5 protein-coding genes are annotated in these 5,397 nt (G+C 37.1%); all 5 read left to right on the top strand.

What is annotated here, in order from left to right; all coding sequences use genetic code 11:
• Positions 1–181 precede the first annotated feature (181 nt).
• The 5 genes from ACQV2S_RS08575 to ACQV2S_RS08555 all read left to right on the top strand — a co-directional run bounded on the left by ACQV2S_RS08575 (position 182) and on the right by ACQV2S_RS08555 (position 5,237).
• Positions 182–826 carry a GTP pyrophosphokinase gene (locus tag ACQV2S_RS08575; RefSeq protein ID WP_428874465.1) on the top strand — a complete coding sequence of 215 codons (645 nt, stop codon included), beginning with the start codon at positions 182–184 and terminating at the stop codon, positions 824–826.
• A 21-nt stretch (positions 827–847) separates the two neighbouring features.
• The gene (locus ACQV2S_RS08570; RefSeq protein ID WP_428874464.1) at positions 848–1,663 is read left to right on the top strand and encodes an NAD kinase; all 816 of its coding nucleotides are present in this window, start codon (positions 848–850) and stop codon (positions 1,661–1,663) included.
• Between the two features lie 28 nt (positions 1,664–1,691).
• Positions 1,692–2,585 (top strand): RluA family pseudouridine synthase, encoded by an 894-nt coding sequence (locus ACQV2S_RS08565; RefSeq protein ID WP_428874463.1) that lies wholly within the window; start codon positions 1,692–1,694, stop codon positions 2,583–2,585.
• Between the two features lie 13 nt (positions 2,586–2,598).
• Positions 2,599–3,966, top strand: coding sequence for a magnesium transporter (gene mgtE / locus ACQV2S_RS08560; protein ID WP_428885393.1), 1,368 nt, complete (start codon positions 2,599–2,601; stop codon positions 3,964–3,966).
• A gap of 200 nt (positions 3,967–4,166) precedes the next feature.
• Positions 4,167–5,237, top strand: coding sequence for a M42 family metallopeptidase (locus ACQV2S_RS08555; RefSeq protein WP_428874840.1), 1,071 nt, complete (start codon positions 4,167–4,169; stop codon positions 5,235–5,237).
• Positions 5,238–5,397: the final 160 nt, after the last annotated feature.

The following is a 5,397-nucleotide window of genomic DNA, read 5'->3' as shown; positions in this document are numbered from 1 at the left end:
AGTTTTATCCCGCAAATTTTTAAAATTTCAGGACATTTTCATTTACGGTTGACACTAATGAACAGTTATATACGAAAACCCTTTGACTTATGGTAAAATATTTTCTGGATGATATTAATCAATTAGACTGATATGGGTTGAATATTTTGAAAACTTGTAGAGGGCTAGAAAGGGGGAAATCATGGAAAATAAATATGTATATGAAGAACCTTTTGTCGACAATTGGGCATTGTTCTTAGCCCCTTATGGTCAGGCTGTTGAAGAATTGAAGCTAAAATTAAAAAGTATTCGCCAAGAATATATTGATTTGGATAGACACGCACCGATCGAATTCGTTACCGGACGAGTAAAATCACCTGAAAGTATTATGGAAAAAATGGCTGTTAGACAAATCAAAGCCAAAGATTTCCTTTGTGGTGTTCAGGACATAGCTGGGGTTCGAGTGATGTGCCAGTTTGTTGAGGATATCTATGAAGTAGCAGATTTACTATTAAGACGGTCTGATTTTAAAGTCATTATGATTAGGGACTATATTAAAAATCATAAGCCGAGTGGGTATCGTTCTTATCATATGATCTTAGAGTATCCGGTGGAAAGAATTGAAGGAAACATTTCGGTTATTGTGGAAGTACAAATTAGAACTTTAGCGATGAATTTTTGGGCAACCATCGAACATTCGTTAAATTATAAGTATGATGGCAAGTATCCTGTTGAAATATTAGAAAGACTTCAACGAGCTTCTGAGGCTGCCTTTCTACTTGATGAAGAAATGAGTCAGATTCGTGAAGAGATTCATGAAGCAACCAAACTGTTTGACTCGCGTTAAGAGCAAGAGTAAGGAGAAACTATGAAAAAGATTGGATTAGTATATAATAAAAAAGCTTTATCAGTTGCCTATGCTCAACGACTTAAAACTAAACTCCATCACTATCAATTAAAAGAGCTCTCTAACGGGGAAACTCCTGACTATGTAATATCAATTGGTGGAGATGGCACACTTTTATCAGCCTTTCACCAGTACCAGGCATTTATCAATCATACTCAATTTATAGGGATTCATACGGGACATTTAGGGTTTTATACGGACTGGTTAGGCGAACAGATGGATCAAGTTTTACAGAGTATTGTTGAAAATGACGCTGAATCCATTTCATATCCCTTACTATCGGTAGCTATTACTCTCGGTAATGGAAAAAAGAGACATGTTCTAGCCCTCAATGAATGCAGTATTCGTTCGCATCGTAAAACAATGGTGTGTGATGTGGAAATAAAAGACCAATTCTTTGAAACATTTCGTGGGGATGGATTGTGTATTGCGACACCAACCGGGTCTACGGGGTTAAACAAATCTTTAGGTGGAGCGGTAATGCATCCACGAATTGAAGCAATACAGATGACAGAGATGGCTTCGGTTAATAATCGTGTTTATCGATCCTTGGCCTCGCCTATTATTTTACCGGCTGATGAATGGCTCACTTTAAAACCAGATCCATCCAATGAATGGATGGATATCACGACTGACCATCTATTTTGGGCGGACCAGACAATTGATACGGTGCGCTTGCAATTGGCTAAGGAGAGAATTCATTTCGCTAGCTTTAAGCATATGCATTATTGGAATCGTGTAGAATCCTCTTTTATCGCTAATCAAGTGAGAAAATAAGTTTAATCAATAAAAGGTGAGGTTTATAATGGAGTTGAAGTGGTTTTATGATCAATCGGAAGAAATAACGATTAAAGAATTTTTAAGACAACAACAGTTACCAAAGGCCTTTTTAAGAAAGGTTAAGCTTGAAGGTCAACTGTTATTGAACCATTTAAAAGTACCTGTTCGTTTTAAAATCCGTAAAGGAGACTGTCTTCATTTATTAGCTCCCATCGAGCGAGGGCATGAAACAGTTCCACCTTCAGATGACCCAATTGAAATCGTCTATGAAGATGATGATCTACTTATTTTAAATAAACAAGTGGGAGTAGTTTCAATTCCTTCTTTAGCAAATCCTTCGAGTTCAATTGCTAATCGAGTGAGAGGTTACTACCAAAAGCAAGGCTACTCGGATCAAGTAATCCATATAGTAACAAGGTTAGATCGTGATACATCAGGCTTAATGTTAATTGCTAAGCATCGATTAGCTCATGCATTGATGGATCGTCAAGTAAGAGCAGGTCAAGTGGTTAAATATTACCATGCTCTAAGCAGTCGCAGTCAATGGTCAGACCATGGTATAATTGAAGCACCTATTGCACGTACGGAGTCTTCAATTATAACCCGGCGTGTTCATGAAAGTGGAAAATATGCCAAGACCGAATATTGGTGTCAGCAAACTTATCCTAATGGAGCGCACTTAAGAATAAGGCTTCATACAGGACGAACACATCAAATTCGGGTACACTTAATGCATATGGGAGGTCCTTTAATTGGCGATGATTTATATGGAGGTCCTTTGACCGAAACGATCAGACGTCAAGCGCTTCACTGTGGCCAATTGGAGTTTAACCACCCCATGACTCAACAGCCCTTACATTTTGAGATGAATCTACCAGAAGATATGCAAGATTGGATTCAAGCCCAGCAAGTTAACTAAGAGAGGAATAGCAATGGAAGTATTTGAAAGAAGTTTTGAAGAAAGCGTCGCTAGTTTCAAAGCTATGCTGCAAAACAACCGTATGACACGCTTTCGTACTGAGTTTTTAGCGTTACATAATTATGATCAAGCCAAAATTTTTACTGAGTTTGTCAGTTCTGAGCGAAAAACAGTCTATCAATATCTTGCTCCCAGTGAACTCGCTGATGTCTTTGATGCCTTTGAATCAGATATTCTTCACTTGAGTGAAGAGTATTTCCTAGAGATGGAAAATGCCTATGCAGCTATTGTTTTAGGTGAAATGTACGCGGATAATGCGGTGGATATTTTAAATAATATTGATAATAAAGAAAAAGTAAATACGTACATGCATTTAATGCCTAATAGGTCTGCCCGTGAAATATCTCGTTTGATAAACTATATTGACGAAACAGCAGGATCCATCATGACGACTGAGTTTGTAACTGTCAAGGAAGAATATACAGTTAAACAAGCCTATGAACACTTAAAAACGGCAGCCGCTCAAGCAGAAACTATCTATTATGTGTATGTGATTGATGAAGATAGACGACTAAAGGGTGTTTTATCTTTAAGAGATCTCATTGTTCATGATGATCAAACCTTAATCTCAGAAATCCTTAATCCTCGTTTAATAACAGTTGAAGTAAATGATGATCAAGTAGAGGTAGCAAAAATGGTACAAGATTACGACTTATTGGCCCTACCAGTTGTAGGCTTTGATCGTGAATTACTTGGTATTATAACGGTAGATGATGTTTTAGACGTTATTCAAGAAGAAGCAGACAGTGACTACTCAGGTTTGGCTGCGGTTGATGTTAATGAAATTCATACTACTCCATTTAAGGCTTCTAAAAGTCGCTTGCCTTGGTTAGTTACACTGCTATTTATGGGGATGGGGACAGCCACTCTAATTTCTCAGTTTGAAGGTTTGATATCCTCAGTGCCTGTTTTATCTAGCTTTGTTACATTAATAACCGGTACAGCAGGTAACGCTGGAACTCAATCTTTAGCGGTTGCTGTTCGCAAGCTTACTAATAAATCAGAAGATGATAATTTTTTTGATTCTTTTAGTTTTGAATTACTAACAGGAGTAGTCACAGGATTGGTAGTTGGGTTAACCATAGCCCTAGTGGCAGGCTTTTGGAAAGGAAACCTCTTTTTGGGTATGATCATAGGGATTGCTATGGCTTGTGCAATCGTGGTGGCTAATATTGCCGGTGCTTTGATTCCTAAACTCATGATGAAGATAGGCTTTGACCCCGCTGTGGCTAGTGGTCCATTTATCTCAACTTTAAGTGACTTAACTTCAGTCTTCATTTATTTTACAATTGCCCGAGTTTTTTTAACCTATTTACCTTAATGATAAGAAAAGCCTCTAGCTATAGACACCCACTTGTTTTAGAATTTCAATTTTCAAACTCTGGTCCAAGTATAAAAATCTAAAGGATTGTTATTTTTTCATAATTTGCTTTTGAATTTAAGGCTAATTGTTGTATAGTAGAATCAAGTGATTACAATGATTTATCTTTTAAGATGGATCAATATAAAGGAGAGAACAGAATGGTAGAATTGAACTATCAATTATCAGAATCAGATCGTGCACGTTTAGAACGTGTGAAAGAATTAACCGAGATTCCTTCACCAACTGGTTATACTGGTGAAATTGTGTCGCATTTAATGAAAAAATTTGACCAGGATAAAGTGGAGTATACTAAGACACCAAAAGGAGGTTTACTAGTAACTTTAGAAGGAAAAAATAAAGAACGTCAGCGTTTTATTACAGCTCACGTGGATACTTTAGGAGCGATGGTTCGTGCGGTAAAAGCTGATGGTCGTTTGAAATTAGATCTAATCGGTGGGTTTGTTTACAATTCGCTAGAAGGAGTATATTGCAAAATCCATTCTGCAAAAACAGGTAAAACTTTTGATGGAACGATTTTAATGCATCAGACTTCTGTTCACGTTTACCGTAACGCAGGGTCATTAGAACGCAATCAAGACAATATGGAAGTTCGTTTAGACCACCCTGTTTTTAACCCAGAAGATGTAGCAGAATTAGGTATCGAAGTAGGAGATTTTATTTCTTTCCATCCACGTGCAGAAATTACTGACTCCGGTTATTTAAAATCACGCCACTTAGATGATAAAGTGAGTGTTTCCCTTTTATTAGAAGCTATTGAAGCAATTAAAGCTGGAGAACTTAAATTAGCACATACTACTCATTTCTATATTTCTAATAACGAAGAAATTGGCTACGGTGGAAACTCTAACATTGCTCCAGAAGTTGAAGAATATATTGCTGTCGATATGGGAGCATTAGGAGATGATCAAACTTCAGATGAGTATACAGTGTCTATCTGTGCTAAAGATGCTTCTGGCCCTTATCATGTTGGCTTACGTAATCAATTAGTTGGATTATGTGATGAAAATAAGATTCCTTATAAAGTAGATATCTATCCATACTATGGTTCAGACGCTTCTGCAGCTATGCGTGCCGGAGCAGATGTACGTCACGGATTGTTTGGTGCTGGAATTGATGCTAGTCATGCCTTTGAAAGAACACACATCACCTCAGTAATTGCCACATATGACTTAATTCATAAATACTTAGAAGCAGAGATGGTAGATTAATCGTTTTTAGGTAATAGACCTAGTCATTTCTTATAGATGAGAAATGACAGGTCTTTTTTTGTTGACGAATTGTCCAATCAAATGCAACACCGATAGTAAGAAACTAAAAAGTTCTTCTTTAGGTGGTTTATATTTTATACCTTTCCTTGGTCTATTTTTC

The organism is Facklamia sp. P13064 (assembly GCF_050409425.1).
Taxonomy (GTDB): domain Bacteria; phylum Bacillota; class Bacilli; order Lactobacillales; family Aerococcaceae; genus Facklamia.
This window is presented reverse-complemented; position numbering and strand designations above follow the sequence as displayed.